The organism is Streptomyces sp. NPDC037288, assembly GCF_055603265.1.
The window spans coordinates 58,760-80,617 of the sequence record NZ_JBVJVY010000004.1 but is presented as its reverse complement, the minus strand read 5'-3'; the positions used below and the strand labels follow the sequence as shown (position 1 = coordinate 80,617).

The following is a 21,858-nucleotide window of genomic DNA, read 5'->3' as shown; positions in this document are numbered from 1 at the left end:
CAATTCCGCTGTATGCGCCAGGCCGCTCCCCGTACACCCCGCAAGCTTCAAAAGAGCTGCCTCAGGTGGACGTTCGAGCAACCCCACCGCCTTCCATATCACTTGGTATGGACTAATTTCCGTGTCCGTCTGGAGGAATGCGGTCGTGAATGAGGCAGGCCTGTCGGACGAGCGACTCAGCGCCGAGCTGAAGAAGTGGACGGGAGGGACACCGGCGCTCCATCCCGTCGGCGAACTCCTCGACCGGCACTGGGAAGCGGCCTTCGCGTACGCCCGGTTGTGCACGGACGGGACGCGTGCCGCCGGCATGCTCACCACCGCCGCCTTCACCCGGCTGTTCGGGGAGTCGCTCCGGCAGGTCGGCCCGACCGCCGCCTGGCGGCCCCAGGTACTGGTCGCCGTCCGCAGGATCGCGGCCGAGTGGGACGCCGACGGCCGTCAGGAACTGCTCCACCCGGGCCTGCGGTCCGGCACCACCGGTGAACGGGCCGCCGCCCGGCTGCTGCCGCCGCCCGGCCGGCGGTTGCTGTCCCGCGCGTTCCAGCGGGTGCCCCAGACCTCCCGGGCCGTGCTGTGGCACACGGAGGTCGAGGCCGAACCGCTCGCCGTACCCGCGGCCCTGCTCGGCCTGGACGAGGAGGACACCGGAGTCGAGCTGCGCCGGGCCCGCGAACGGCTGCGCGAGGAGAGCCTCCAGGTCCACCGCGAACTCGCTCCGGAGGCCGAGTGCCAGCGCTATCTGCGCATGCTCGACGTCACGTTCCGGCGCGGCGGCGTCGACATCGACCCGGATCTGCGTGAGCACCTGGGGCGGTGCGGCCACTGCAGCCGGACCGCCGACCAACTCGCCGCTTTCAACACCGGGCTCGGGCTCGCCCTCGCCGAGGCGGTCCTCGGCTGGGGAGCCCGCGCCTACCTGGACTCCCGGGCAAGCCGCACCGAGGACCCGACGGCCCCGTCCCCGCGACCGACGCCGCTCGCACCCCCACCGGGGGAATCCTTCTGGACACCCGGCCCACCCGACGCCGACTCCACCGAGTCACCGGGCGGGGCCGGTCTCGCCGGGCGGCGGGGCGGCTTCGCCGAGCCCGCGCGTCGGCGTGGTTCCGTCGGACCCACGGGCGGGGCTGGTGCTGCGGGATCACCGGGCGGAGGTGAAATCGCTGAGGCGGGGCGCCCGGGTGAGTCTGCCGAGTTCACGCGTCATGGTGGTCCGGGGGAGCCCAGGCGTCGGCGCCCCGCCCCCGAGCCGGCAGACGGAACTGGCCCTGCCGGGGTGCCGGGTGGGGGTGGTTTGGCCGGGCGGCTCGGGCGCCGGGGTGGGTTCGCCGAGTCCTCGCGTCGGCGTGGACCTGTCGAGTCGGCAGACGGGGCCGGCCCTGCCGGGGCGCCGGGCGGGACCGGTTTGGGTGAGGCCGGGCATCAGGGTGGCTCTGCCGAGGCCGGGCCGTGGGATGGCTCTGCGGAGCCGGCACGTGCGGGGGCTGAGGCCTCGCGTCGCCGTGGGGTCGGTCGTGCCGACGGGGCCAAAGCGGCGGCCGGTGGTGGGCAAGCCGTCGTCCTCGGACGTTCGGCCCAGCGAGCCGCCCGTGCTCGCCGTGCCCGGCGGCGCAATCTCGTCCTGGCCGTCGGTACCGTCAGCGGTCTGGTCGTGCTGCCCCTGGTGCTGTGGTCGGTGCTCGGCTCCGGCGACGGCCCCGCACCGGCCGGCGACGCCACCTCCTCCCCGGCGCCGGGCAAGGGCACCCCGAGTCCCGGCGCGTCCTGGGCCGGGGCCGACGCGGCGGGCCAGGGAGCGCTGCACGGCCGGCTGCACAACCTCGCCTCCGGCCGGTGCGTCGGCGTCGTGGGGAAGAAGGCCGTCGAGGGCGCCGAGACCGAACTCGCCGCCTGCTCCGCGACACCGAGCCAGCAGTGGACGTACGAGACCGACGGACTGCTGCGCAACTCCGCCGCCCCCGACCTGTGCCTGGACTCCCACCTCGGCTACTCGGTCCGCCTGGCCCCCTGCTCGGCCACCGGCGGGGCCGCCCGGAACATCCGCTACGACTTCACCCTCCAGGGCGCCCTGATCCCCCGCTGGGACCAGGACCTGGCCCTCACCCCGGCCGCCACCGACGGCTCCGGCGCCCTGGTCCTCAAGACCCGCGCCCCCGGCGCCGCCCAGCGCTGGGCCGTCGACACCGCCAAGCCCGATCTGCAGATGCAGAACGTCAACTGGGACAGCGACCGCAGCCCGTCGCCGGCCACCACCGCGCACCGGTCGGTTCCCCGGGCGACACCCACGCCCAAGGCCTCCGGGACCACCTCGTCGCCGACCCCGAGCCCGACCCCGAAGGCGACCGGGTCCGGCCCGTCAGCCACGCCGTCCGCCACGGTCGACCCCTGCTCCGCGTACCCGTACTACTGCGGCGGGGGCTACGGGGGATACGGGGGCTACGGAGACGGCGGGCACCACCACCGCTGACTCAAGGGCGGTGCGGCGGTGGCGGCGGCGGGATCGTGCCCAGCTCCGGGGCCGGCTCCGGCCACACCAGCTACACCGGGCAGGGCGCATGGTCGACGGCGAACCGGACGGCCGGGCCGAGGCTCCTCGGCCCGAGCCGGGACCGGTCGCCGTCCCGGGCCAGCACCAGCAGACCGGCGCCCTCGGCGGCGGCCACCACCTCCCGCTCTACCCGGCCCGCCCGTTCCTCGCGCGCACAGGGCCGCCCCAGCCGCTGCGCCGCCGCGTCCAGCAGATCGGCCGCCGAAGTCCCGCCGAGCGTCTCCATCCGGTCGCCCGGATCCCTCTCCGGATGCCCCCGCCCGAGCAGCCCCGCGAACGCGCCGTGCGCCAGCCCCGGCACCTCGGGCCCGCTGACGTGCAGCAGCACCACCTCGGCGGTATCCGGTGCGTGGCGGCGCACGGCGTCCACGCAGGCGGGCCAGGTGCCCTCGACGAGCCAGGCGATCACCCGCATGGTCGGCCTCCCTCGGCGTACGCGAACCTCAGAGACCTGCAGCGCCCCCACAGTGCCACCACCGCGGCGGCCAGGGAGGACGGCACGGCGAGCAGACCCAGTCGGGTCCTTCCGGAATCGATCACGTGGTGCCCGCCCATGAAAACAGACGATGCGGAACGCCTTACGAAGACTGGCTGCCCGCCGGGCCCAGGAACTCCGCCCAGCCGCCCGCCGGGGACTGCCCGGGCACCAGGGTGCGCAGCTTGCGCAGCACCGCCCGGTCCTGCGCCTCCAGCCAGGCCACGAGCTGCTTGAACGACACGAACCGCACGTCGTCGCCGTACGCGGCCATCTTTCCGATCGCCTCCTCGACGGCGTCCATGTAGATGCCGCCGTTCCAGCGCTCGAAGTGGTTGCCGATGAAGAACGGGGCGCGGTTGGTCGTGTACGCCCGCTGGAAACCGGCGACATAGGCGTCGCGGGCCTGGGAGCGCCAGGCGTCGTAGTGGGCGCGGTCGCCGAGCGGGTTGCCGCCGGACTGGTTGAACATCATGTTGTAGTCCATCGACAGCACCTGGAAGGAGTGCCCGGGGAACGGTATGGACTGCAGCGGGAAGTCCCAGATCTTCCCGCCCTGCACCTTGCCCGGCCAGATCTGGAGCCCGCCGGGGGAGCTGGCGTCGTACTTCCAGCCGAGGGCCGCGGCCGTGGGCAGCAGGTTGGACTGGCCCTCCAGACACGGCGTACGGCCGCCGATCAGCTCCTTGCGGTAGTCGAACGGGAGGGGCTCCAGGTCGGTGAAACCGGTGTTGGTCTTCCACTTGGTGACGAAGTCGACCGCCTGGTCTATCTCGCTGCGCCACTCGGCGGGGGACCAGTTGCGCACGCCGGTCGCGCCGCAGAAGTGCCCGTTGAAGTGGGTGCCGATCTCGTGGCCCTCCAGCCAGGCCGCCCGCACCTGCTGGATCGTGGCGTGGATGTGCCGGTCGGCGAGGTAACCGATCGCGGAGGCGCCGACCGGGTGCTGCGGCGGACGGTACAGGTGCTTCTTGGACTCGGGCAGCGTGTAGATGCCGCTGAGGAAGAACGTCATCTTCGCGCCGTGGTCGGCGGCCACCTTGCGGAACCGGGAGAACAGATTGTTGCTCAGCTCGCCCGCGCCGTCCCAGGAGAACACCACGAACTGCGGGGGCTTCTGGCCCGGCTTCAGCCGCTCGGGCTTCGGCTGGTGCGGCTGGGCGCCGGTGTCGGCCGTGGAGCCGTCGCCTATCGGCTTGGCCGGCCGGGCCTGGGCGGTGCCCTTGCCGTCCGCCGGGCCGTCGACCGAGAGGCCGGTGCCGGAGGAGCACGCGGCCAGCGTGCCCAGGGCGCCCGCCGCGGCGCCCGCCGTCAGCACCCGCCTGCGTGAGATCCCGCTCATCTTCTCCCCGATTTCCTAGTCACGGCCCTTGGGGGGCCTGCTCGCCGGTGTGGGTCGACGGGTTCGATGAGGGGGTTCGGCGGAAAGATCGCGGCCCGCGGTGCCTGTTGCCGTCCTGTGACAGTTGTGGCGCGCTCATGACGAACCCCGCTGCCGGGGGAGTGGGGCAGCGGGGTTCGTCCCGGGGGTGTCGGGAGGGGTCAGGGAGCGGTGCCCGGGCTGAGCACCGACAGGAAGACGGACGAGGAGTTGCCGGAGACGGGCACCGCTCCGCCCGTCCACGCGACCTTCAGCCCGTCCCGCTCGTCCGGCGGCGTGACCAGCAGCGCGGCCGGGGTGGCCGTGCGGGCGCCGCTGACACCGGGGTTGGAGAAGGTCAGCCCGGACCAGGCGCTCTGCCCGGGCCGGAGGGTGATGGTGGCCGGGGAGCCCGACTCGCGCTGGGGGTCAGGACCGAGCTGGGCGCCGGAGGCGGTCACGAACGCCGTGCCCGGATAGCCGTGCAGGGTGCAGGTGCGGCCGGACCTGTTGGTGAGGACGACCGGGAAGTTCTCCTGGCCGGCGCCCGGGTCGTTGCGGCCCACCGAGGCGCGCAGCTGGGAGGTGTGGCAGCGGGTGCTCGGCGCGGGCGTGGCCGTACCGCCGCCCGTGGACGCCGTGGCCTTCGTGGTCGAGGACGAGGGGACGGCAGTCGGGGACGCCGCCGGGGCGGACGTGGTGGACTCCGGGGTCTTCGTGGTGCCGGTCGCCGGGGCGGCCGTGCCGGAGGCCGTGATCGGTGGGTTGCTGTGGACGTCCTGGCCGTTGCCGCAGGCGGTCAGGAGGCCCAGCACGGTGACCGTGCCCACGAGCAGGGCCCCGCGCCGCGCGGACCGGGGTGTGTACACCATGTCGCTCAACACTCCTGGATGGTCACGGCACGCGGCGGACCGCGTGCCTGACGGCGCCGAGTGCGCCGTCCTCACACTCCGATGCGCCGAACGCCGGAAAAGTTCGGCACGGAGGGTTTTCTTCCCCGCCGTGACCGCCGCCAGCCGCGCGTCAGGTCACGCTCAGCGAACGGAGTATCCCGTCGGTCGCGTCCGCGGCGCCCCGCTCGCGCACCTGTACGTACACCTGGGGCTGCGCGGAGCCGTCCGCCGGGCCCAGCGCGGACTCCGTGACCGAGCCGCCGTCCGGGCAGCCGCTCCAGGCCCGCACCAGGCCGCGCCAGTCGCCGTCGGCGAAGGTGCGGCTGCCGGAGTAGCGGCAGCCGGAGTGGGCGAGGGCCTTCACCTTCGCGGTGACGTCGCCGTGCTCGCTCGCCCCGACGAACACGCCGTCCACCGCCTCCCCGAGATCGGGCCACCGGGTCAGGTCGTCGGCGACCACCAGCCCCGGTTGGTGCCCCTTGCCGAGTCCCAGCGCGCCGGGGTCCCAGCCGGAGTCGCGCAGCTCGCGGCTCCAGCCGGCGGGAACCTTGACGACCACGCGCCCGGTCGAGTCGGTCACCCGTACCTCGTCCGGGGAGCCGCCGTGGTGGATCAGCACGGTCACCGTGGCCGCGGCCGCCGCGGCGGCGAGGACCGCGGCCACGGTCAGCGTCACCGTGTTCAGCCGGCCGCGGACGCCGTCCAGCCGCCGGGTGGTCCGGAGCGCCGGCGAGGCCGCCGCCAGCCGGTCCAGCTCGTCCGCGAACACCTGTGCGCCGGGCCAGCGCCGCGTGCGGTCCGGCTCCAGGGCGCGCAGCAGCGCCCGTGCCACGTCCTCGCCGAGGTCCGGCCGCAGCCGCCCGGGGGGTACGACCCTGCCCGGCGGGCCCGGCACGCTCCCGGTGACCAGCTCGTAGCCGACCGCCCCCAGGCTGTAGACATCGGCACGTTCGTCGATGCCCTCGCCGGGCTCGGCCTGTTCCGGCGGCTGATAGCCCGCCGAGCCCGCGGCCAGGGTGAGCACGGAGGCCTGGGCGAGGCTCTTGGCGAGTCCCAGGTCGGCCAGCAGCACCCGCCGGGTGCCGTCCGGGGCGGTGTGCAGCAGCACGTTGGTGGGCTTGATGTCCCGGTGCACGATGCCCGCCTCGTGCAGCGCGGCGGCGGCCCGGGCGGCCTCGGCCGTCAGCGCGAGGGCGTGCCCCACCGGCAGCGGACCGCCCGCCAGCAGGTCGGCGAGCGTGCCGCCGTCGGCGTACTCCATGACGAAGTACGGCCTTCCGTCGGGGAGTTCACCGATGTCGTAGACCTGCACCACGCGGCTGGAGCCGGCCCGGCGCAGCAGCCGCGCCTCGGACAGGAAGCGGTCCCTGATGTCGAGCCGGTGGGCCCAGTTCTCGGCGAGGACCTTGACCGCGACCGGGGCCTGCAGCTCGTCGTCGTGGGCGAGCCACACCGTGGCGAAGCCGCCGGTGCCCAGCGGCCGTTCGAGGCGGTAGCGGCCGATCCGCTCCAGGTAGTGCATACGGCTATCATGCCTGGCCTCAGATCGACTCGAAGGGGGACCCTGGTGCAGGACCAGGCGCCGATGGAAGACCTCGCCCGGCGGGCCGCCGCCGGCGACAGCGCGGCCCTGGACCGGCTGCTCACCGAGATCCGGCCGGAGGTCCTGCGCCGCTGCGGGCGCTTCCTGCCGTGCCGCGAGGACGCCGAGGAGGCCGCCCAGGACGTGCTGCTCCAGGTGGCCCGGTACATCTCCGGCTTCGAGGGCCGCAGCCGCTTCAGCACCTGGCTGTACACCGTGGTCGCCAACTGCGCCCGCCAGAAGTACCGCGAGCTGAAGCGGCGGGCCGCCGAGCAGCCGGCCGCCATCGAGCCGTCGTACGCCGTCGACCCGCGCACCACCAGCGTCATCGCCGGATCCCGGGTGGACCTGCTGGAGGCGCTGGACCGGCTGGAGCGGACGCATCCGAACCTGGTCGCGCCACTGGTCTACCGGGACATCTGCCAGCTGGACTACGCCGAGGTCGCCGAGCGCATCGGTATCCCGCTCGGCACGCTCAAGTCCCGCCTGCACGAGGCCCGCAAACAGGTGCGGCCCTGGCTGGCGGGCGGCTGACGGCTGCGCAGGCCTACCGGTCCTCCTCGAAAAGGGGCAGCTCCGCCCAGATCGTCTTGCCCTCCGGCGTGTGCCGGCTGCCCCAGCGCTGGGTGAGCTGGGCGACCAGCAGCAGGCCGCGGCCGCCCTCGTCGAAGGTCTTGGCCCGGCGCAGGTGCGGAGCGGTGTGGCTGGTGTCGGACACCTCGACGATCAGCGTGGTCGCGTCGTGGATCAGACGCAGCCGGATGGGATGGGAGCCGTACCGGATGGCGTTGGTGACCAGCTCGCTGACCACCAGTTCCGCCGTGAACGCCGCCTCGCTCAGCCCCCAGGTGTCCAGCTGCTCCACGACCTGCTTGCGGATCGGTGCGACCAGCGCCGGGTCGGCCGGGATGTCCCAGGTCGCCACCTGAGAGGCCGGCAGGCCCTGGGTGCGGGCGAGCAGCAGCGCCACGTCGTCGGGAACACCGCCCGGCGGCAGCAGGGCGTGCAGCACACGGTCGCAGGTCGTGTCGAGGGAGTCCGTGTGCCCGGCGAGCGCCTCGTACAGCAGCTCGCGGCAGGTGTCCCCGTCCCGCTCCCGGGACGTCACCAGACCGTCGGTGTACAGCGCGAGGACCGTGCCCTCGGGCAGTGCCACCTCGGCGGACTCGAAGGGCAGCCCGCCCAGGCCCAGCGGGGGACCGGCGGGCAGGTCCAGCAGGTGCGGCCGGCCGTCCGGCCGCAGCAGCACGGGCGTCGGGTGCCCGGCGCGCGCCAGGGTGCAGCGCCGTGACACCGGGTCGTAGACGGCGTACAGACAGGTCGCGCCGACCTCGCCGGGGCTGCCGTCGCCGCCGGACTCCTCCGACAGCCGGATCACCAGGTCGTCCAGGTGGGTGAGCAGCTCGTCCGGGGCCAGGTCGATGTCGGCGAGGGTGCGCACGGCGGTCCGCAGCCGGCCCATGCTGGCCGAGGCCTCCACGCCGTGTCCGACGACGTCCCCGACGACCATCGCGACCCGCATCCCGGACAGCGGGATCACATCGAACCAGTCGCCGCCCACGCCGGCCCGCGCGGCCGGCAGATAGCGGGAGGAGGTCTCCAGTGCGGCCGTGCGCGGCAGGGTGCGGGGCAGCAGGCTGCGCTGGAGCGCGAGCGCGGTCTCGCGTTCGCGGGAGTAGCGGCGGGCGTTGTCGATGCAGACGGCGGCCCGGGTGGTGATCTCCTCGGCGAGCAGCCGGTCGTCCGCGGCGAACGGGTCCGGACGCCGGTGACGAGCGAAGACGGCGACGCCGAGGGTGAGCCCGCGGGCCCGGATGGGCACCGACATCGAGGAGTGGATGCCGAATCCGCGCACCTGCTCGCCCCGCGCGCGGCTCCAGGTCAGCCACGGTCGCAGGTCGCCGACGGCCACCGAGGCGGTGATCGTGTGGCCCGCGGTCAGGGAGTCCGCCTGGGCGGAACCGGCCGGGTACTCCTCCGTCTGCCCGGGCTCCGTCACCGCCTCCGGCACGCCGTCGAGGACCGACCGATGAGCGGCCCGGCGCAGGGTGACCGGCGCCGACAGGCGGGCCGGGGGCTCGCCGCCGTACTCCTGCGGGTCCAGCAGGTCGATGGTGACGAAGTCGGCGAGCGCGGGCACGCACACGTCCGCCAGCTCCTGGGCGGTGCGGGTGACGTCCAGTGTGCTGCCGACGCGCACGGTCGCCTCGTTCACCAGCTGCAGCCGCTGCCGCGCGCGGTGGTTGTCGGTGATGTCGTGCGCGGCCAGACACACCCCGCGCACCCGGCCCCGCGCGTCCCTGACCGGTGCCATCCGGGCGAGCCAGGCATGAGCGCGGTCCTCGCCGCCGGTGCGCATGATGGTCTGCACGTCCAGCGGCCGGCCCGTGGTCAGCACCCGGAGCATGCCCTGCTCCAGCTCGTCGGTCTGCGGCTTGCCGCCGATCTCCGTGAGCCGCAGCCCGCGCAGGCGCTCCTCCGGCAGCCCGACGACCTCGGCCATCGCCTCGTTCATCCGGTGCAGCCGCAGTTCCGCGTCGTACACGGCGACCGCGCACGGCGACTGGATCAGACCCGCCGCGGCGAGCGGGTCGTCCTCGGCGGGCGGTTTCGAGGCGGGCAGCGGGGTGACGACGAGCCAGTCGCCGCCGCGTCCGTCGTGCGACGGCCGGCGGTGCACGAGCAGCCAGACCCGCACGGTACGGCCGTCCCGGTGGCGCAATCCGACGGTCCCCTCCCAGCGCGTGCCCGCGGGCCGGGCCGGGGGGTGGTCGCCGGCGAGCAGCCGGGCGGCGGGGCGGCCCAGGACGGCGTCCGCGGGGTGGCCGAGCAGGCGCCTGGCGCCCTCGTTCCACTCGACCAGCGTTCCGTCGTCGTCGATGACAGCCCGGGCCGTCGCCGCGTCGTCGAACGGATAGACCCGGCTCATCGTCGCCGCTCCCAAGCGCACACTCACAGTGAACAGGTGGCACGTCTCGTGTTCCAGCCTAGTGCTTCGAGAGCCAGTGGACGGCCGAGCCGATGGTCCCTCGCCATCGTCCGCTCCGGTACGACGCCGGGTCCGCTGACCGTCACCGCGCGGGCGGACGGCCTGCGCCCGGGTATGGTCCGGGCGCGCCCGACCCCGGCCCGCTCGGCCGCCCGCACCCCCGCACCGGACCTCAAGGCGGGCCACCCCGCGTCCCCGAACTACCGGCACGCGGACGCCAGTTACTCCGGTCACCCGGACACGCTGCCCGCAGCGATGCCGGACGGTGCCCCGGCCACCGGCTGGTCCAGCGCCTTCGTCAAGCCGGCCACCGCGCTGCTGCCGCGTTCAAGGGCGCCCGCGCGAAGGACTGGGTGCCGGTCGACTTCGGACGCGCCCGGCCCCTCGACCGGGTGGCGGTCGCCTGCACCGTGGACGGCGCCCATGCCCGGCCCGCCGCAGCGGCCAGCCGTCGTCCACGACACACCGGGCCAGACGCAGCCTGCCGGTCGGCGTCAGCGGGGCATTCGCAATCCACACCGAACCCAGAAGGTCCCCACCTGTTCAAGCACCCAGCACGTGTGTCACCAACGTCCCGGGACACCACAGCCAGGGCCTCTCCGACGCTTTCGCGGAGCGGTCTTTCACAGCAGGGCCGGCTGCAGCGCACCCTCGTGTGTGAGCAGCCACTGCTTGCGCTCGACTCCGCCCGCGTACCCGCGCATCGAGCCGTCCGCCCCGATCACCCGGTGGCAGGGGCGCACGAGCAGCAGGGGATTGGCGCCCAGGGCCCGGCCCACCGCGCGGAGTTCGGCACGCGGCACGCCCAGCCGGGCGGCGAGCGCGCCGTAGGTGGTCGTCGTCCCGTAGGGGATGTCATCGAGGGCCTGCCACACCGCCCGCTGGAAGGCGGTGCCGACGGTGGCGAGCGGCAGCTCGAACCGGGTCCGACGGCCCGCGAAGTAGTCCTCCAGCTGCCGGTGCGCCTCGGCGAACGGGCCGTCGTCGCGGTCCTCCGCGCGGACGGCGGGGGCGCCGCGCCGCCCCGGTACGCCGAGCGAGCCGAGCGTCAGGGCGGACGCCGACACCGAGCCGGTCAGCAGCAGGTCGCCCAGCGGGCTCGGGTGGACGGTGTGGAGGATGCGTGTGCTCATGGGAGTGCTCCTGGTGTGCCGCAGTGGTCTTTCCGTGCTGCCGAGTCTGCTGCGCCCAACGCCCGGGGACCGGCGGGAATCGGACGTGGCTTTCGCACCCGGCGGGTACCACGGAAAAGGGCACTTGACCTGGCGATATTTACGGGTAAGTACCCGCGCGGTACCGTGAGGGGCATGCCAGCTCTCAACGTGGAGTTCAGCGAACGGGAACTCGAGGACCTGCGGCAGATCGCCAAGGAGCGGGGTACGTCGATGAAGGCCCTCGTGCGTGAGGCCGCAGCCGCCGACATAGCGCGGCACCGGGCGCTGCAGGAGGGTGCCGAGGCATTCCGGCGGTTCTTCGCCGCGCACGCCGAGGAGTTCGCGGCGGCCTTCCCCGATGACGAACCCGCCGCGAAGGACGAGGCCGCCTGACGCATGCCTTCTGTCATCCACATCGACGTCCCCTGGCTGCTCCAGCGCCACGAGGAGGTCCTGCCCGACCAGCCCGCGGTCGACGACTTCTCCGCGCTGGTCGCCGCCGTCGCCCGGCACCGCGTGGATCCGCCCCGGCTCGGCGTGGACTCCGACGCCGCCTGGCGGGCCGCCGCCCTGCTGCACACCCTCGCCGTGCTCAAGCCCCTGCCCGCGGCCAACGCCCGCTTCGCCTGCGCGACCGCCGTGGCCTACATGTTCGTCAGCGGCGTCGGCATCGACCCGCCCTACGGCGCCCTCGTCGACCTCGCCCGCGATCTGATGTCCGGCAAGGCGGACGTGTACGGCGCGGCCGACCGGCTGCGCTCCTGGCAGATCTGAGGAAGCCGCACAACCTCTCCCGGGCTCCTGCCCAGGGCGAACGGCGGGAGCCCGGCGACGGGGCCCGGCCCGCCCGTCCCGGCCGGCGGGGGGAAGCCGCCGGAGCCGCCGGCCGGGGCAGGGCGAGCGGGGCCGCCGGCCGAGGGCGGGAGGGACGGGGCCGGCGGCCGGTTTCCCAGCGGGTCGGCCCCAGTTCACTCCCGGCCCGCCCGCCCCGGAAGCGTGCGCGGCCGGCCGGTCCGTGCGCGCGCTTCACACGGGGCGCACGACCTGTCGGAAGCCGATGCGTCAGAGCGGTCGTCGGGCCCGCTTTCTGACTTTCTTTCAAAACTTCCGATGTTGTGCGGGTGCTCTGTTGCTCGTGTGGAAGTTGTGCAAGGGTTGAAACGCCCGTGCGGAGGGTAAAGTCCGGGGTTCCTCCGGCAGATGCGGAACTTGACCGGCCGAGCTCCGGCCCCGTCACCTCCCCGCGCGCCGCAGAGGTAACGCATCAACGCAGCACGCACCATAAGGAACACGCTCAGTGCTCACCCCCCACCCCCCTCGTCCGCCCTATCCGCCGCCCGGCGACGACCCCGGGGAGTCCGACGAGTCGCTCGCCGGACCGCTGCGGGCCGGTTCCGACGCGGAGGGCTCCCGGTCCGCCGCCCTGCTGCTGGCCCGGCACTGGCAGCCGGCCCACGATTACGCCGTGGTCTGCCTGGCGCTGTCCGGGCCGCTCGCCCACATGGTCACCGCCACCGCCTTCCACCAGGTCCTCGGCCGGCTCGCACTCGGCGAAGGAGCCGAGGCACTGCGGCCCCGGCTGCTGGTGACGGTCCGGGACACGGTCGTCAACTGGTCCGGCACCGACCGGATCACCGCCGTACTGCCCGGACTCGGAAAACCCGCCGGGGGCCGTGGGATGCGCGCCGCGAAGGCCCTGATACCGGAGAACCGCGCCCTGTCGGAACGCTCCTTTCACGCCCTTTCCCGGCTGGAGCAGGCGCTGTTGTGGCACATCGAGGTCGAGGCCGAGCCGATAACCGTGCCCGCGGGGCTGCTCGGCGTGGACATCGAGAGCGCGGCCGTCGCACTCGAGCAGGCCCGCGAGAAATTCCGGGAGGGCCTGGTGCGCGCGCACCGGGAACTCGCGCCCGGCAAGGAATGCCGCTACTACAACCGCCTGCTCGACGCTCCGATCCGCCGTGGCGGCGCCGGCGCCCTGCTGCCCGACGTCCAGGAGCACCTGTCCGCCTGCTCCTACTGCCGGCACGCCGCCGAGCAACTGGGCCACGCCGACGCCGCCCCGGGCGTGCTGCTCGCCGAGGCCGTGCTCGGCTGGGGCGCCCGCCGCTACCTCGAATCCCGCCCCGGCCGCCGCCCCGGCCCCGCCCGCGGCCGTGGGGGCTCCCGGCGCTCCGGCGGACGCCGGCGGGGCGGCGGCAAGCCCGGTCTGCTCGCCCGCGCCGCCCTGGCCGTCGCCCGGCGGCGCGGTGACGGCGAACCCCGGGACCTTGACCCGGCCCCGCGCGGCCGGCGGCGCGGCGGCGAGCCCGGTCCGCTCGCCCGGATCCCCGGCACCGCCTGGTCCTCCAGGGCGTTGCTCACCGGGGTCGGCGTCGCCTCGGCCGGGCTGCTGGCGACCGTCCTCGCGATCAGCGTATGGCCGGACGGCGACGGCACCGACCCGGTCGCCTCCACGAGCGCCGTCCCCGGCACCGCCGCGGGCCGGTCCTCGCCGCCCTCCGCCACCGCGGGGCTGCCCACAGCCGGCCGTCCCACCCGGCTGCGCAACGCCGCCGCCGGGCTGTGCCTGGACATCGGGGGCGCGCCGAAGGCCGGAGCCGCCCCGGTCCTCGCCGTCTGCTCCTCGTCCCTCAGCCAGCAGTGGACGTACGACGCCGACGGATTGCTGCGCAGCGCGGCCGACTCGGGGCTGTGCCTGGACTCGCACGCCGACGCCGGCGTGGTGATCCTCGGCACCTGCGCCGACGCCGGCTCCCCGCGGGCCGACGACGTGCGCTACGACCTCACCGCGCAGGGCGAGCTGCTGCCCCACTGGGACCGGACCCTCGCCCTCGCGACGTCCGCCGAGAACGCGGGCGCCGACCTCGTCGTCAAGGTCCGCGACCGCTCCGCCGGCCAGCGCTGGACGGCCGACACGCCTTCGGCGAGCCCCGGATCCCTGTCGGTCGCGGGTACGGGGGGACCGGTGGCGCGGCCCGCGACGCTGTCGGGGCGGCGCGCCTAGGGTCCGTCGGGTGCGTTGTCCGTGCGGCCACCGGCCGTAGGGGGCGGGGGTCGGCTGCCGACTGCGGGGCGGCCCTTCAGCGGCGGGTGGCCGCCTCGTCCAGGATGCGGGCCAGCTCGCGGGGGGTGGAGAACATCGGCCAGTGACCGGTGTTCAGCTCGGCCGGGTCCCAGCGCCCGCCCCGCGGCGCCCCGGTCACGGTGGGCAGTGGATCGCGGCCGTCCAGGAGGCACTTGACGTAGGTCGCCGGCAGCTCCGCCAGGGGCCGCTTGTGCACGGCCGGTTCGGTCAGTGTGGCGGCCGGGTGCGGGATGCCCTCGCCGATGAGCCGGGCGATCCGCTCGTCCGTGAGGTCCTGGTGCGCGTAGGCCGCCGCCGGGAGGAGCGGCCATACGCCGTCGTGCCCGGTCACAGCGGTACGGATGTGGTCGCCGGGGAAGCCGTCGAGGAACGACACACCGTCCGCCGGCAGGTTGGAGTCGACGAACACCACCCGGCGCAACCGGTCGCCGATCCGCTCGGCGGCCTGCCCGACCGGCACGCCCGAGTAGCCGTGCCCGGCCAGGACGACATCCCGCAGGTCCAGCCGCTCGACCTCGTCCACGATGTCCTGGACATGGGTCCGCTGGCCCGCGGGCAGCTCGCTCTTCTCGGCGAGCCCGGACAGGGTGCGGGCGTGCACCCGGTGGCCGGCGGCCCGCAGATCGGCTGCCACCTCGTCCCACGACGCCCCCAGTCAGGCGCCCGCCCCCAGAACGAAGTCGGTCATGACCGTCAACGTACCGGACAGATCCGGCAACTGTGCGATCGAGACCAGGAGTTGACCATTCCGGTCCCGGCTGCCCGGCGAGCGGGCCCGTCCGCCACGGAGCCTCAGCGGGGAGAGGGAGACCTCGACCGGCTCGGCACCCACCGGCGGTGCGGACCGGTGAGGTTCTCGGTGATCACCTCGCCGCCGCCGCACGGCTCACGAGGGGCGGTCAGGCCGTAGTCCGCGGGGGACCGCCGGGCCGGGGCGTCGGGTCCGTGTTCCCGGACGGAAGGCGGCCATCGGACCCGGGCCGCCCGGAGGGGGCCACCCGCGATCACGGTGATCATTTCATGAACACAAGGCGTCACGAAGGGGCTCGGGGAGGGCGGAGTCGGAATGTTTCAGGACGATTAACGAAGCGCTGATTTTCAGCCATCCGGACGGGTTCGAAGGGCCGGACCCGCTCAGTTCCTGGGTCACGCTGTGCGGGTTCCGTGACTTCACGCCACTACTTCAACACGAAAGGTTACCGAAACGCATGCGTTCGATGTGAGTTTCGACGGCGGACTCGGCAGAGTGGCGCTCGCCGCCCCGGTCCGACCGGGTCCGGGCCGGCACCTCGTATGTTCGAGCGGAAGGATGCACACAATGCGGAACACCGCGCGCTGGGCAGCGGCCCTCGGCCTCACGGCCGCCGCCGTTTGCGGACCCCTGACCGGGGCCGCCGTCGCTGCACCGGGCGCCGCCCCGTCGTCGCTCTACGCCCCCTCGGCGCTGGTCCTCACCACCGGCCACGGCAGCGACGCGGCCACGGTCACCCCGGAGCGCGCCGTCACTCTGACGTGCGCCCCCACGGCCTCCGGCACCCACCCGGCCGCGGCCCAGGCCTGCGCAGAACTGCGCGGCACCGGCGGCGACTTCAACGCCCTGAAGGCCGGCGACGTGTGGTGCAACAAGCTGTACAGCCCGGTCGTCGTGACCGTTCAGGGCGTCTGGCAGGGCAAACGCGTCTCGTACGAGCGCACCTTCGGCAACAGCTGTGAGCGTGACGCCATCGGCGACGGCGTCTTCGCCTTCTAAAGACCGGGATCGCACGTGTCCCCGCACACGCCGGATCAGGTCCGCAACTGGGGAGTGCGGCCCCTGGAGCGGGGTACCTGCGATCTCGCACCGGAACCGACGGGCGGAGTGGGGCCGCCCGCCGGCTTCCGGGCACACAGCCGCTCCCCGGGCGGGCCCGTGGGGGGCCTTTCCCGGGGGGCGGCGAAAAAGAAGCGGTTTCAGTCGGTGTCCTTGGCCCTGCGCCGGTGACTCGTGTCGCACCACGGGTAGCGGCGACTGCGGCGGCAGGTACACAGAGCGACACGGAAACGGTCCGAGGAGACCGTCGTGCCGTCCTCCAGCTCGATCTCGACCGGTCCCTCCACCAGCAGCGGCCCCCGTCGCTGCACGGTGATCCGACGGGCCCGGTCAGCGCGTTCGTTCGGCACGGACGACCACCAGTTCCTCCCTGTCCTCGTCCGGCAGGATGAGACCGCATCCGCGCAGCCACTCCTCCCGGGAGCGCAGCACCGGACCGAAGGCGATCCAGCGGCGCCTGGTCACCGCGGCCTTCAGGCCCGCGGCACGCAGCAGTTCCAGCGTGCGGTAGGGGTCGCTGAGCGAGGAGTGCACGGTCAGCAGCACGCCTCCCGGGCGCAGCAGTGCCGGTGCCTCCCGGCAGATGCGGTCCAGCAGCAGGCGGCCGTCCCGGCCCGCGTCCCAGGCCCGGGACCTGCCGCGCGGGCCGCGACCGGCACCGGGTGCCGGCATGTAGGGCGGGTTCGCGAGGATCAGGTCGTACGTGTGGCCGCGGACCGGTGCGAAGAGGTTGCCGCGCCGTATCCGTACCGGAAGCCGGGCCAGCCACGCGTTCACCCGTGCCGTCCATACCGCCATGGCGGACACGTCCACCGCGGTCACATCGGCGCCCTGCCGGGCCGCCTCCAGGGCCAGCGCCCCGCTGCCGGTGCCGACGTCGAGCACGCGCGCACCGGGCGGCGGAGCCTCCTCGCGGAGGGCCTCGGCCAGCAACTCCGTGTCGTCCTGGGGGGCGTACACGCCCGGGAGCACAAAAGCGATCACACCGCGCGGGTACCCGGTCATTCAGGATATATGGCTCATGTCCGGCTCCAGGGGCGTCCGCAGCGACGAGCGCCCGGCGCGCCAGTCGGCGAGCAGCCGCTGGCCCAGACGGTCCTCCAGGTACTCGGTGGCGTCGATCCCGAAGGCCATGTCCGCCGCGAGTTCCGGCTCCTCGGCGAGCAGTCCGCCGATCACGTCATGGCGTACGACCTGCTCGTGCACCGCGTCCGCCTCGACGTGCTCGTCGTAGAAGAACTCCGCGGCGGCTCCGGCGCCGGTGCGCCGCATGGCCTCGGCGAGCCGGCGGGAACCCGGCGAGGAGGTGATCTCCACCTCGGCGAAGTGGCCCACCAGCGCGGCGCGCAGTTCCCGGTGCAGGCCGAACAGGGACATCAGGTTGACGACGGCCAGCATCTCCGCGCGGGCCGCGTCCACATAGCGGCCGTAGGCGGTGTCCAGGCCCAGGTCCGTCATCAGCGCGGCGAACAGGCGCGCGTGCACCCGGTCGGCCCGGCCGCCGCCGAACTCGTCGAACTCGACCGCCGCCATCGCCGCCTTGGCCCTGCCCCACAGCCGGGGCAGCACCCAGGCGTGCGGGTCGGCCTCCTTCAGGTGGTACAGGGAACGCTGGGCGGCGTACTCGCGCAGGTGCCACAACTCGCCCTCGGCGCACAGGAAGTGGGTGACCCCGGTGCCCTCGGCCGGTTCGACGAGGAGCGCGGCGAGCGCGTCGTCGAGGCTGTCATGGCCCGGCGTGTCGGCGCGCAGCGCGGACAGGAAACGCCGCTCCAGCGAGGCGCGGACGCGCAGCAGGTCGGGGTCCCACTCGAACTCCGGGCCGACACCGGCGAAGCCCCGGTAGTGCAGCTCGTAGCACAGGTAGAGGGCGAGTTGCGGGTCGTCGCCGTAGGGATCCGCGGCCTCGGCCTCCTCGGGGTCGGGGAGGGAGCCCCTGTCGCACAGGTACGCGGCCATCGCCGTGGACAGAGGACCTCGGGGCCGGGGCAGCCGCGGTCCTCGTGGGTGGCTGTTCATGGGGCTCGGGTACCCCCGCGCCCGCGAGGCATCAGTGAGCCCTCCGGGTCCCCCGTGACGTATGGGTGGGCCGCCGCCCGGTCGTCTCACTCCCCTCCCGCCTGCTCCTGCGCCCCGGTGTTCGGGGTGATGGCGTCCCCGGCCTCACCTCCCGAGGCCTTGGCCTCGTCGCGCTTCTCGGCCTCCTCGACCTCCCGGAGCACCTCCTCCAGGGCCGTCTCGGGCCGGTCCTCGTGCTCGTTCCCGCCGTTCCCACCGGGCATGGCGTCGCCTCCCGTCGTAGCGCCGACGTCTTGATCCACCACGGGTTACCCGCCCGTGCCGTCTCAAGCGTCCCGCCAGGGAGGGCGCCGGTGCCACCGGGCTCCTCCTCGTGCCGGCGGACGCACGCCCGGGTCGGCACCCGGCCGTCGGAGGCAGGGCCGAAGAGTGCCGGCCGGGGGAGCGGCGGGCCCCGCCTGGCCCGGATGGCGCACGTGCCGGTCGGGGCCGCTCGCCACCAGCCGCGCGGGCGGCGCGGCAGACCCGGATGTGCACAGCCCCTCCCGTGCGCACCGGACGCGGGGCGCCCGGGTCGGCCGGCCGAGCAGCCGCGGCGGCGGCCATCCGTCATCCCCCGCCATGACAGGGCGAGGGGTCGCCGTCTCCCTGCTGACGGCGACCCCTCGGGTACGGGCGGCTTGGCGGTCACATGGGGGTGACCTGTGTGGCCCTCGCGCCCTGCTGCGGCACCCCGCGCCGGTGGAGCAGGAAGGTGAGCAGTGCGCCGAGGAAGTCGTGCGGAAACAGTCAGTAGACGAAACTGTTTCGTACGCACTAGGGGCGGCTCCAGCGAAACGGCAACGTTTCGTTGGAGCCGGCCGGCGCGTTCCGCCGTGCGCGGTGTTTCAGTGTGTGGCGCCCTGGATACACCGCGAGGGTTCGGCCCAGGAGCTCGCGAGCCCGTGCACACACGTCGCAGTGAGGTCGTCACCATGTCCCACGCCCCGCCCCCCGCAGGACCGTCGAACCGCACCGGGCCGGTCGCGACCTCCGTCCCCGAGGCGGATCCCGTCCATGGAGCCGGGGACCCGGCAGGCCGGCACCGCACCGCCCTGGTGACGGGCGCCTCCTCGGGCATCGGCGCCGTCGTCGCCCGCCGGCTCGCCGCCGAGGGCGGCTGGCGGCTGGTGCTGAACGGACGCGACGCCACACGTCTGGAGCAGGTGGCCGCCCAGGTCGACGCCCTGGCCCTGCCGGCGGACCTCACCCGGCCGGGCGCCGACCGTCTGCTCACCGATCTCGTCCTGGACCACGCGGGCCGACTCGACCTGCTGGTGGCAGGCGCCGGCGTGGGCTGGGCCGGCGACTTCACCGGGATGCCCCACGCCCGCATCGACGAGATCGTCGGCGTCGACCTGCTGGCCACGCTGCACCTCGTGCGCACCCTGCTGCCCCACATGGTCGCGGCCGGCACGGGGCGCATCGTGCTCATCGGATCGGTCGCGGGCAGCCTCGGTGTGCGCGGCGAGGCCGTGTACTCCGCCGCGAAGGCCGCCCTGGCCACCTTCGCCGACGCCCTGCGCTACGAGCTGCGCCGTACCGGGGTGGGCGTCACCCATGTGGTCCCCGGCGCGGTCGACACTCCCTTCTTCGAGCGGCGGGGCGCCCCCTACGCCAGGACATGGCCGCGTCCGGTGTCACCCGAACGGGTGGCGGACGCCGTCTGGAGCGCCGTCCTGCACGGCAGGGACGAGGTGTACGTCCCCGGCTGGCTGGGCTTCCCGGCCCGGGTGCGCGGCGTCGCGCCCGGGCTCTACCGGCGGCTCGCCGCCCGCTTCGGATGAGCGGTCATGACCGCCGTCACCGTGCTGCTCGCCCTGCTCGCGGCGCTCTCCAACGCGTCCGCCTCGGTGCTGCAGCGCCGGGCCGCCGTGCAGGAATCCGACGAGGGCACGGGAGCGCGGGCTGCCCTGCGGCGGCTCACCCGTCTGCTGCGACGCCCGAACTGGCTGGCGGGCACCGGGCTGCTGGCGCTGTCCAGCGTGCTGCAGGGCGGGGCGCTGGCCACGGGCAGCCTGTCCCTCGTCCAGCCCCTGCTCGCCGCCGAGCTGCTGTTCACCCTGGTCGTGGGCAGTGTCGTCTTCCGGCGTGCGCCGGACCGCCGGACCTGGCTGGCGTTCGCCGCCCTCGCCGTCGGGCTGGCCCTCTTCCTCGTGGCGGCGTCGCCGTCCGCCGGGCGGCCCACGGCGTCGCCCCGGTCCTGGCTGGTGGGCGGCGGCGGGGCGCTCGGTGCCGTGGTGCTGCTGGTGGTGGTCGCCCGTCCGACGAAGGGTGCCCCCCGGGCCGCGCTGCTCGGTCTCGCCTCGGCCGTGTCCTTCGCGACCACCGCGGCACTGCTCAAGGAGGCCGTGGGGCGGCTCGGCCAGGGGCCGGGCGCGATGTTCGGGCACTGGGCGCTGTACGCCACCGGAGCCGCCGGGCTCGTCGCCTTCCTGCTGTTGCAGAGCGCGCTGGGCGCCGGTTCCCTGACCGCCTCCCAGCCCGCCCTCACCCTCGGCGACGCGATCACCAGCGTCGTCCTCGGCTGGGTGCTGTTCGACGAGGTGATCCATCTCGGGCTGCGCGTGCTCCCGGAAGTGATCGGCATCGGGCTGATCGGCGTGGGCAGCCTCGGACTCGGCCGCGCCTCGGCCGAGGGACAGCAGTGGGACACACATGTGCGGGACCGCGGGGACCGCGGGGACCGCGGGACACGCCACCGGAACCGAGTACGCCCGTTAGGACGCCACCGTGAGCAGGCGGGGCGCCACCACCAGGAAGGCAGTTCAGCGATGTCCGTGACGTCCGGCCGTCCATGGCGGAAGGCTGCCCTCCTGCTGCCGGTCGCCGCCGCGCACATCGGACCGGCGGCCACCTGGCTCCCGGGGGTACGGCTGCTGCTGTTCCCCGGGCTCTGCGGCACCGGCCGCCGCCGGCACGTCGCGCTGACCTTCGACGACGGCCCGGACCCCGTGTCCACGCCGCGTTTCCTCGACGCGCTGGACGACCTCGGCGTGCGGGCGACCTTCTTCGTGCTCGGCGAGAACGTGGTGCGCCATCCCGCGCTGGCCCGGGAGACGGCCCGACGCGGACACGAACTGGCGGTGCACGGCTGGACGCACGACCGTCCCTGGCGGCCCGCCCCCGCCCGGGACGCCGCCCAGGTCGCCCGGACCGTCCGCGCGCTGTACGACGTCTGCGGCCACCGTCCGCAGTGGTACCGGCCGCCCTACGGGATCCTCACCTCCGGACGCTGGCTGGCCGCACACCGGGCCGGGCTGCGGCCGGTGCTGTGGTCGGCGTGGGGCAAGGACTGGACTGCCGACGCCACCCCGGCGTCCGTGCGGGCCCTGGTCGCGGCGGATCTGCGTGGCGGCGGCACCGTCCTGCTGCACGACTCCGACCGGTTCGCGGCCCCGGGCTGCTGGCGCTCGGCCCTCGGCGCACTGCCCGCCCTGGTGGCGGACTGCCGGGAGGCCGGTCTTGCGGTCGGCCCCTTGCGCGACCACGGGGCGCTGCGCTGAGCCCAGGGCGACGAGTCGCCCCCGTCGCGCGGCCGGGGCAGGTCGAGGAGTCGGCCGGCGCCGGACCTCGAGCTGTGGGCTTTGCGCTGGCTGTCCCGGCGCGTGGTGCGGGGTAGGTCGGGGGGTCGGTTGGTGTTGGGCTGTGAGTTGTGGGTTTTGGGGTGTCTGTCCCGGCGCGTGGTGGGGGTGGGTCGGGGGGTGCCGGATCCCGAGATGCGTGCTTTGGGGTGGCCGCTCCGGCGCGTGGTGGGGGTGGGGCGTGGAGTCGGTCGGCGCCGGACCGCGAGCTGTGGGCTTTGGGCTGGCTGTCCCGGCGCGTGGTGCGGGGTAGGTCGGGGGGTCGGTTGGTGTTGGGCTGTGAGTTGTGGGTTTTGGGGTGTCTGTCCCGGCGCGTG

19 protein-coding genes and 2 pseudogenes are annotated in these 21,858 nt (G+C 74.4%); 9 read left to right on the top strand and 12 right to left on the bottom strand.

The window, feature by feature from the left end:
- Nucleotides 1–145: 145 nt before the first annotated feature.
- Entirely contained in the window at nt 146–2,467 is a 2,322-nt protein-coding gene (locus tag ACZ7GZ_RS06000) for an RICIN domain-containing protein (RefSeq protein ID WP_471021344.1), read from the top strand.
- Nucleotide 2,468: 1 nt separating this feature from the next.
- Here the strand turns inward: ACZ7GZ_RS06000 and ACZ7GZ_RS05995 are convergent.
- From ACZ7GZ_RS05995 to ACZ7GZ_RS05980, 4 genes and pseudogenes are all read right to left on the bottom strand, one after another.
- A pseudogene (locus ACZ7GZ_RS05995) lies at nt 2,469–2,963 on the bottom strand (universal stress protein).
- A gap of 163 nt (nt 2,964–3,126) precedes the next feature.
- Nucleotides 3,127–4,365, bottom strand: a complete 1,239-nt coding sequence (locus ACZ7GZ_RS05990; RefSeq protein ID WP_471021343.1) for a polysaccharide deacetylase family protein — start codon at nt 4,363–4,365, stop codon at nt 3,127–3,129.
- 200 nt (nt 4,366–4,565) lie between these two features.
- Nucleotides 4,566–5,255, bottom strand: coding sequence for a DUF4232 domain-containing protein (locus ACZ7GZ_RS05985; RefSeq protein WP_471021341.1), 690 nt, complete (start codon nt 5,253–5,255; stop codon nt 4,566–4,568).
- Between the two features lie 151 nt (nt 5,256–5,406).
- Complete coding sequence (locus ACZ7GZ_RS05980) at nt 5,407–6,798, bottom strand: serine/threonine-protein kinase (protein WP_471021340.1); 1,392 nt, start codon at nt 6,796–6,798, stop codon at nt 5,407–5,409.
- A gap of 45 nt (nt 6,799–6,843) precedes the next feature.
- On the opposite strand from ACZ7GZ_RS05980, the gene ACZ7GZ_RS05975 reads away from it, so the two are divergent.
- Nucleotides 6,844–7,392, top strand: coding sequence for an RNA polymerase sigma factor (locus tag ACZ7GZ_RS05975; protein WP_471021339.1), 549 nt, complete (start codon nt 6,844–6,846; stop codon nt 7,390–7,392).
- Nucleotides 7,393–7,405: 13 nt separating this feature from the next.
- Here the strand turns inward: ACZ7GZ_RS05975 and ACZ7GZ_RS05970 are convergent, their stop codons facing one another.
- Together ACZ7GZ_RS05970 and ACZ7GZ_RS05965 are read right to left on the bottom strand one after the other, a co-directional pair.
- Entirely contained in the window at nt 7,406–9,787 is a 2,382-nt protein-coding gene (locus ACZ7GZ_RS05970; RefSeq protein WP_471021338.1) for a SpoIIE family protein phosphatase, read from the bottom strand.
- A gap of 683 nt (nt 9,788–10,470) precedes the next feature.
- Complete coding sequence (locus tag ACZ7GZ_RS05965; RefSeq protein WP_471021336.1) at nt 10,471–10,980, bottom strand: methylated-DNA--[protein]-cysteine S-methyltransferase; 510 nt, start codon at nt 10,978–10,980, stop codon at nt 10,471–10,473.
- Nucleotides 10,981–11,154: 174 nt separating this feature from the next.
- Here ACZ7GZ_RS05965 and ACZ7GZ_RS05960 point away from each other — a divergent pair, with 174 nt between their 5' ends.
- From ACZ7GZ_RS05960 to ACZ7GZ_RS05950, 3 genes are all read left to right on the top strand, one after another.
- Nucleotides 11,155–11,394: a hypothetical protein gene (locus ACZ7GZ_RS05960; protein WP_471021335.1), complete on the top strand. Its 240-nt coding sequence runs from the start codon at nt 11,155–11,157 to the stop codon at nt 11,392–11,394.
- Between the two features lie 3 nt (nt 11,395–11,397).
- Nucleotides 11,398–11,775, top strand: a complete 378-nt coding sequence (locus ACZ7GZ_RS05955; protein WP_471021334.1) for a toxin Doc — start codon at nt 11,398–11,400, stop codon at nt 11,773–11,775.
- Nucleotides 11,776–12,298: 523 nt separating this feature from the next.
- The gene (locus tag ACZ7GZ_RS05950; protein ID WP_471021332.1) at nt 12,299–14,008 is read left to right on the top strand and encodes an RICIN domain-containing protein; all 1,710 of its coding nucleotides are present in this window, start codon (nt 12,299–12,301) and stop codon (nt 14,006–14,008) included.
- Nucleotides 14,009–14,084: 76 nt separating this feature from the next.
- Here ACZ7GZ_RS05950 and ACZ7GZ_RS05945 read toward each other — a convergent pair whose 3' ends face one another.
- Both ACZ7GZ_RS05945 and ACZ7GZ_RS05940 read right to left on the bottom strand, forming a co-directional pair.
- On the bottom strand, nt 14,085–14,744 hold the full coding sequence (locus ACZ7GZ_RS05945) for an alpha/beta fold hydrolase (protein ID WP_471021736.1): 660 nt from the start codon (nt 14,742–14,744) through the stop codon (nt 14,085–14,087).
- Complete coding sequence (locus tag ACZ7GZ_RS05940) at nt 14,745–14,921, bottom strand: hypothetical protein (protein WP_471021331.1); 177 nt, start codon at nt 14,919–14,921, stop codon at nt 14,745–14,747. It lies immediately after the preceding gene.
- A 486-nt stretch (nt 14,922–15,407) separates the two neighbouring features.
- Between ACZ7GZ_RS05940 and ACZ7GZ_RS05935 the strand changes: the two genes are divergently transcribed.
- Nucleotides 15,408–15,839, top strand: coding sequence for a subtilase-type protease inhibitor (locus tag ACZ7GZ_RS05935; protein ID WP_471021330.1), 432 nt, complete (start codon nt 15,408–15,410; stop codon nt 15,837–15,839).
- 200 nt (nt 15,840–16,039) lie between these two features.
- On the opposite strand, the gene ACZ7GZ_RS05930 is transcribed toward ACZ7GZ_RS05935, so the two are convergent.
- The 4 genes from ACZ7GZ_RS05930 to ACZ7GZ_RS05915 all read right to left on the bottom strand — a co-directional run bounded on the left by ACZ7GZ_RS05930 (nt 16,040) and on the right by ACZ7GZ_RS05915 (nt 18,181).
- On the bottom strand, nt 16,040–16,249 hold the full coding sequence (locus tag ACZ7GZ_RS05930) for a CDGSH iron-sulfur domain-containing protein (protein WP_360081524.1): 210 nt from the start codon (nt 16,247–16,249) through the stop codon (nt 16,040–16,042).
- Nucleotides 16,230–16,904, bottom strand: a complete 675-nt coding sequence (locus ACZ7GZ_RS05925) for a HemK2/MTQ2 family protein methyltransferase (protein WP_471021327.1) — start codon at nt 16,902–16,904, stop codon at nt 16,230–16,232. The genes ACZ7GZ_RS05930 and ACZ7GZ_RS05925 overlap by 20 nt, the downstream gene beginning before the upstream one ends.
- Nucleotides 16,905–17,918: an iron-containing redox enzyme family protein gene (locus tag ACZ7GZ_RS05920; RefSeq protein WP_471021324.1), complete on the bottom strand. Its 1,014-nt coding sequence runs from the start codon at nt 17,916–17,918 to the stop codon at nt 16,905–16,907.
- 86 nt (nt 17,919–18,004) lie between these two features.
- On the bottom strand, nt 18,005–18,181 hold the full coding sequence (locus ACZ7GZ_RS05915) for a hypothetical protein (RefSeq protein WP_471021322.1): 177 nt from the start codon (nt 18,179–18,181) through the stop codon (nt 18,005–18,007).
- Between the two features lie 711 nt (nt 18,182–18,892).
- On the opposite strand from ACZ7GZ_RS05915, the gene ACZ7GZ_RS05910 reads away from it, so the two are divergent.
- The 3 genes and pseudogenes from ACZ7GZ_RS05910 to ACZ7GZ_RS05900 all read left to right on the top strand — a co-directional run bounded on the left by ACZ7GZ_RS05910 (nt 18,893) and on the right by ACZ7GZ_RS05900 (nt 21,463).
- Complete coding sequence (locus ACZ7GZ_RS05910; protein ID WP_471021733.1) at nt 18,893–19,744, top strand: SDR family NAD(P)-dependent oxidoreductase; 852 nt, start codon at nt 18,893–18,895, stop codon at nt 19,742–19,744.
- A gap of 6 nt (nt 19,745–19,750) precedes the next feature.
- A pseudogene (locus tag ACZ7GZ_RS05905) lies at nt 19,751–20,614 on the top strand (DMT family transporter); the annotation flags it as partial.
- A gap of 117 nt (nt 20,615–20,731) precedes the next feature.
- Nucleotides 20,732–21,463 (top strand): polysaccharide deacetylase family protein, encoded by a 732-nt coding sequence (locus tag ACZ7GZ_RS05900; RefSeq protein ID WP_471021732.1) that lies wholly within the window; start codon nt 20,732–20,734, stop codon nt 21,461–21,463.
- Nucleotides 21,464–21,858 lie beyond the last annotated feature (395 nt).

Excerpts from the sequence above, each read along its gene's own strand:
- ACZ7GZ_RS05990 (WP_471021343.1), bottom strand. The coding sequence starts at position 4,365 with ATGAGCGGGATCTCACGCAGGCGGGTGCTGACGGCGGGCGCCGCGGCG.
- ACZ7GZ_RS05985 (WP_471021341.1), bottom strand. The coding sequence starts at position 5,255 with ATGGTGTACACACCCCGGTCCGCGCGGCGCGGGGCCCTGCTCGTGGGC.
- ACZ7GZ_RS05980 (WP_471021340.1), bottom strand. The coding sequence starts at position 6,798 with ATGCACTACCTGGAGCGGATCGGCCGCTACCGCCTCGAACGGCCGCTG.
- ACZ7GZ_RS05970 (WP_471021338.1), bottom strand. The coding sequence starts at position 9,787 with ATGAGCCGGGTCTATCCGTTCGACGACGCGGCGACGGCCCGGGCTGTC.
- ACZ7GZ_RS05965 (WP_471021336.1), bottom strand. The coding sequence starts at position 10,980 with ATGAGCACACGCATCCTCCACACCGTCCACCCGAGCCCGCTGGGCGAC.
- ACZ7GZ_RS05960 (WP_471021335.1), top strand. The coding sequence starts at position 11,155 with ATGCCAGCTCTCAACGTGGAGTTCAGCGAACGGGAACTCGAGGACCTG.
- ACZ7GZ_RS05955 (WP_471021334.1), top strand. The coding sequence starts at position 11,398 with ATGCCTTCTGTCATCCACATCGACGTCCCCTGGCTGCTCCAGCGCCAC.
- ACZ7GZ_RS05935 (WP_471021330.1), top strand. The coding sequence starts at position 15,408 with ATGCGGAACACCGCGCGCTGGGCAGCGGCCCTCGGCCTCACGGCCGCC.
- ACZ7GZ_RS05925 (WP_471021327.1), bottom strand. The coding sequence starts at position 16,904 with ATGACCGGGTACCCGCGCGGTGTGATCGCTTTTGTGCTCCCGGGCGTG.
- ACZ7GZ_RS05920 (WP_471021324.1), bottom strand. The coding sequence starts at position 17,918 with ATGAACAGCCACCCACGAGGACCGCGGCTGCCCCGGCCCCGAGGTCCT.
- ACZ7GZ_RS05915 (WP_471021322.1), bottom strand. The coding sequence starts at position 18,181 with ATGCCCGGTGGGAACGGCGGGAACGAGCACGAGGACCGGCCCGAGACG.
- ACZ7GZ_RS05910 (WP_471021733.1), top strand. The coding sequence starts at position 18,893 with ATGTCCCACGCCCCGCCCCCCGCAGGACCGTCGAACCGCACCGGGCCG.
- ACZ7GZ_RS05900 (WP_471021732.1), top strand. The coding sequence starts at position 20,732 with ATGTCCGTGACGTCCGGCCGTCCATGGCGGAAGGCTGCCCTCCTGCTG.